Below are 4,994 nucleotides of genomic sequence, written 5' to 3' on the forward strand. Positions count from 1 at the left end.
AGGGCGACGAGCTGGTACGGGTCAAGATCGTGCTCCCCCAGACCCTCACCCCGCGCGAGCGTGAGCTCTTCGAGGAGCTTCGCCGACTCCGACCGACTCCGCCGCGCTAGGTCATTTCGGGGGGGTCTCGGAAGACCCCCCCGAGGCCCCCCGTCGTGGCGGCGGCGAAGCCGCCGCTCGGAGCACTCCTCGATGCACCACGCGCTCGGTGGCCGGCGCCGGGTTACTCCGACACGCGCCTAGCGGGTGGGACTGGGCCTCGGTTGTACGCGCACGCCCGGAGCCGCAATACTTGACCCCCTCCTCGGGCAGGGGTACAGTCGAGATGCACCCACACGTCGTCTCTTTCCGGCCTCCGTGGGCTTGAAAGCAGGAGGGTGGTCATGGAGGCGCCGAACCCGCAGCGCCCCCTGCCCCGGGCGCGAAACCACTCCGGGAACCGACAGTCCCGGGCGGGTCCCACCTCGCCCGACCGCCGGGCCGCATTCGACGTCGTGGCGCTGGCGGCCTCGGCCGGGGGACTGAAGGCCCTGAGCCATCTCCTGGCCGCGCTTCCCCACGACTTCCCGGCCTCCCTCGTCGTCGTCCAGCACCTCGATCCCCGCCACCGGAGCCTGATGGCCAGCATCCTCGCCCGCCGGACACCCCTGGCGGTCAAGGAGGCGGAAGAGGGGGACCGCCTGGCTCCGGCCACGGTGCTGATCGCGCCGCCGAACAAGCACCTCCTGGTCAACGCGGACGGAGCGGTGATCCTCGCCCAGACCGAGCTGGTCCACTTCGTGCGCCCGTCGGCCGACCTCCTCTTCGAGTCGGTGGCGGCGAGCTACCGCGAGCGGTCCATCGGGGTCGTCCTGACGGGGACCGGTAGCGACGGGACCATGGGCGTCCAGGCCATTAAGAAGATGGGCGGCACCGTCATCGCCCAGGACGAGGCGACCTGCGAGTTCTTCGGGATGCCGAACGCCGCCATCCAGACGGGCAGCGTGGACTTCGTCCTCCCCCTCGACGAGATCTCATCGGCGCTGGTCACGCTGGTCGCCACCGGAGCAGTCGAGTGACCGCCGAGCGGGCCAACGGGCAGTTCGAGGCCCTCCTCGACTACCTCCAGCGCACCCGCGGCTTCGACTTCGCCGCCTACAAGCCGCCGAGCCTGATGCGCCGGATCCAGAAGCGCATGCAGACGGTGGGCCTCCGCGATTTCGCCGACTACCAGGACCACCTGGAAGTCCACCCCGAGGAGTTCCCCCACCTCTTCAACACGATCCTCATCAACGTCACCGCCTTCTTCCGGGACCCGCCGGCCTGGGACTACCTGGCGGCCGACATCCTCCCCCCGCTCCTCGAGCGCAAGGGCTCCGCTGACCCGATCCGCGTGTGGAGTGCGGGATGCGCCTCCGGCGAGGAGGCCTACACGCTGGCCATGGTCCTCGCCGAGAAGCTCGGCCTCGAAGGACTCCGGCGCCGGGTCAAGATCTACGCCACCGACGTCGACGAGGAGGCACTGAGCCAGGCCCGCCAGGCCACCTATTCAGCCGGGAGGGTCGAGGATGTCCCGACCGGGCTCCGCGAGAAGTACTTCGAACACGCCAACGGCCGGTACGGCTTCCACAAGGAGCTGCGCCGCTCGGTCATCTTCGGCCGGCACGACCTGCTCCAGGACGCCCCGATCTCGCGGGTGGATCTCCTCGTCTCGCGCAACACGCTGATGTACTTCAACAGCGAGGCCCAGGGCCGGATTCTCGGCCGCTTCCACTTCGCGCTCAACGGGGGCGGGTACCTGTTCCTCGGCAAGGCCGAGCTGCTCCTGACCCACGCCGACCTCTTCGTGCCCGTGGACCTCAAGCGGCGGGTGTTCGTCAAGGTCCCGCGCCCGGAGGCGCGGGCGCGTCCGCCCCGGCCGGCAGCGCCCGGCGGCGAGGGGCATGACGACCCGGATGAGACGCGGATGCGCGATCTGGTCTTCGAGGCGGACCCCACGCCCCAGCTCGTCGTCGACGCGAGCGGTGCCCTCGCCCTGGCCAACGAGCGGGCCCGGGCGCTGCTCGGCATCGCCCCGACCGACGTCTGGCGCCCGTTCCAGGAGCTGGAGGCCGCCTATCGGCCCACCGACCTCCGGGCCGTGACCGAGCAGGCGCTGGCCGACCGCCGGCCCGTCCTGCTCCACGACGTGCACTGGCCGAGAAGCGCCGGGGACGCCAGGTACTTCGACATCCTGGCCACGCCGCTCCTCGGCGGGGCCGGCGGCCTCCTGGGGGTGCGGGTGACCTTTACCGACGTCAGCCGGTACAAGCGCCTCCAGGACGAGCTGCACCAGTCCCGGCAGGAGCTGGAGACCGCGTACGAGGAGGTGCAGTCCTCGAACGAGGAGCTGGAGACCACCAACGAGGAGCTTCAGTCCTCGAACGAGGAGCTGGAGACCACCAACGAGGAGCTCCAGTCCACGAACGAGGAGCTGGAGACCATGAACGAGGAGCTCCAGTCCACGAACGAGGAGCTGGAGACGATCAACACCGAGCTGCGCGAGCGGACCGAGGAGCTGAAGGGGTCGACCGCGTTCCTGGGCTCGATCCTCGAGAGCCTGCGGGCGGGCGTGGTCGTCGTGGACCGCGACATCCGGGTGCTGGCCTGGAACGACGGGGCGGAGGACCTCTGGGGCGTCCGCCCCCACGAGGCCAAGGGCCGGCACTTCCTGAACCTCGACATCGGGCTGCCGGCGGCGGAGCTGCTCCAGCCGATCCGGGCGTGCCTATCCGGGGAGGCGCCCCACAGCGCGGTGACCCTGGAGGCGACCAACCGTCGCGGGCGCCGGATCCAGTGCCTGGTCGACTGCACCCCGTTGCTCGGGTCGGCCGCGGACATCCAGGGGGCGATCCTGCTCATGGAGCCTCGGGACGATGGGCGCTGACGCCGCCTCCGGCGGGCCCGACCCGACCCCTCGGCCCGAGGGACAGGCCGTCTCCGACGCCGCCTTCGCCCGCCTCCTGGCCGGGCTCCCGCGAATCATCCCGGCCGGCCCGCCGCCGGCGCCCTCGCGCGCGGAGCTCGCGACACCGTCGGGGCGCGCCCACCTCCTGCTCCGGGCCCGGGGAACCCTCGCCGTTAGCCTCGACCCCGACGACACGCTCGCGACCCTCACGGATCTGGTCGTCCCCGCCCTCGCCGACTGGTGCGCCGTCGACCTCGCCGAGGAAGGCGGTGTCCTCCACCGGGTCGCGGTCGGTCACGCCGACCCTCGCCGGCTCGGTCTCCTGCGCACGCTCTGCGGCCGCTATCACCCCGACCCGGCGGCTCCGGGCTGGCCGTTGGGTGTGGCGCAGACCGGGCGGTCCCGCCACACGTTGGACGCCGAGGCGAGCCTGGCCGCGCTCAGCGGCGATCCCGGGCACCTGCGGATCCTGAAGGAGGTGGGCGCCGCCTCGGTGATCTGTGTGCCGCTCGTCGCCCGGGAGCGCGTGATCGGAGCCCTCACGTTGGCGAGGACGGACGCGAGCGCGCCCCTCAAGGGGGCGGACGCCGCGATGGCCCGGATCCTCGGCAGCATGGCCGGCATCGCGCTTCTCCACAGCCGGCTGCACCAGGAGGTCCAGGCGGCCAGCCGGGCCAAGGACGAGTTCATGGCCATGCTCGGCCACGAGCTGCGAAACCCGATCAGCGCCATCCTGAGCGCCGTGGGCGTGCTCGCACGCCCGGCGGCCGCCGGCGACGTCGCCGCGCGGGCGCGGACGATCATCGGCCGCCAGGCGCGTCAGCTCGGCCGCATCGTCGACGACCTCCTCGACGTGGCCCGGCTCACGTCCGGGAAGATCACCCTCCAGCTCGGCCCCGTGAACCTCGGGGAGCTCGCCGAGCGCTGCCTCGAGAACCTGCGGGTGGCGGGCGCCGGCGACCGGCACGACCTCACCCTCGACGCGAAGGCGACCCCGATCACCGGCGACGCCGGCCGGCTCGAGCAAGTCGTCGGTAACCTGCTCGATAACGCCCTGAAGTACACGCCGCCGGGCGGCCGCATCGTGGTCGCGGTCCGCCCCGAGGGCTCGCACGCCCTGCTCCGGGTCGAGGACACCGGGATCGGCATCGCGTCCGAGGTGCTCTCCCACGTCTTCGACGTCTTCGCCCAGGGCCCGCAGTCCTCGAACCGTCCCCGCGGCGGGCTCGGCCTCGGCCTCACGCTCGTCCGGCGCCTGGTGGAGCTCCACGGCGGCGCCGTCCAGATCGAGAGTCCCGGCCGCGGAGGCGGGACGCGCGTGACGATCCGGCTGCCGCTCGCCGAGCCCGCCACCTCGGCGGCGGCCCCGAGCGTCGCCGAGCCGCCGGCAGCCACCCTTGGCCGGCGCATCCTCCTGGTCGAGGACCACCAGGACGCCCGGGAAGCGCTCCGGTGGCTGCTCGAGGCCGAGGGACACGAGGTCACCATGGCCGCCGACGGACACAGCGCCGTGGAGCTGGCCCTCGCCACGCGGCCGGACGTCGTCCTGGTCGACATCGGCCTCCCTGGCCTCGACGGCTACGAGGTCGCGCGCCGCCTCCGGGCAGCGGCCAATGGCCGGGACCTTCGCCTCATCGCGCTCACCGGGTATGGCCAGCCGGCCGACCGCACCCGGGCGCGCGAGGCGGGCTTCGACGCCCACCTGGTCAAGCCGGTCGACGCCGACCAGCTCGCGCGCCTCCTGACGGGGGCGGCAGCGCGGTCTCGCGATGCCGACTAGGCGCCGCCGGCCGCTCGGATCCCCGAAGACGCGGCAGAAGGCCCAAGAGCAGAGCCGCACGACCGAGGAAACGCTTCGGGAGCGGCAGGAGACCGAGCGCGAATCGGCCGAATCGACGCGCGCCAGCGCCGAGCGGGCCCGCCGGGTGGCCGAGCAGGCGCGAGCGGCCGCCGAGCGCGCTCGAGATGACGCCGAGCAGGCGCGCCGGGCCGCCGAGGCGGCGCGGGAGGCCGCGATCCTGGCGGTCGAGGAGCTGCGCCGCGCGACCGCCGAGCAGTGGAAGGTGAC

The 4,994-nt window shown here is 72.8% G+C and carries 4 protein-coding genes; all 4 read left to right on the forward strand.

The genetic code is table 11. The features are described from left to right. Positions 1 to 383: 383 nt before the first annotated feature. A complete protein-coding gene (locus VGW35_22285; GenBank protein ID HEV8310401.1) occupies positions 384 to 1,058 on the forward strand; it encodes a chemotaxis protein CheB in 675 nt (224 codons plus the stop codon). Then, positions 1,055 to 2,905, forward strand: a complete 1,851-nt coding sequence (locus VGW35_22290) for a CheR family methyltransferase (protein HEV8310402.1) — start codon at positions 1,055 to 1,057, stop codon at positions 2,903 to 2,905. The genes VGW35_22285 and VGW35_22290 overlap by 4 nt, the downstream gene beginning before the upstream one ends. Further along, complete coding sequence (locus VGW35_22295; GenBank protein ID HEV8310403.1) at positions 2,895 to 4,706, forward strand: ATP-binding protein; 1,812 nt, start codon at positions 2,895 to 2,897, stop codon at positions 4,704 to 4,706. The genes VGW35_22290 and VGW35_22295 overlap by 11 nt, the downstream gene beginning before the upstream one ends. Further along, the coding region (locus tag VGW35_22300) for a hypothetical protein (GenBank protein ID HEV8310404.1) at positions 4,696 to 4,994 on the forward strand (299 nt) is incomplete at its 3' end. The genes VGW35_22295 and VGW35_22300, both read left to right, overlap by 11 nt.

Source organism: Candidatus Methylomirabilota bacterium, from assembly GCA_036005065.1.
GTDB lineage: Bacteria > Methylomirabilota > Methylomirabilia > Rokubacteriales > DASRDR01 > DASYQW01.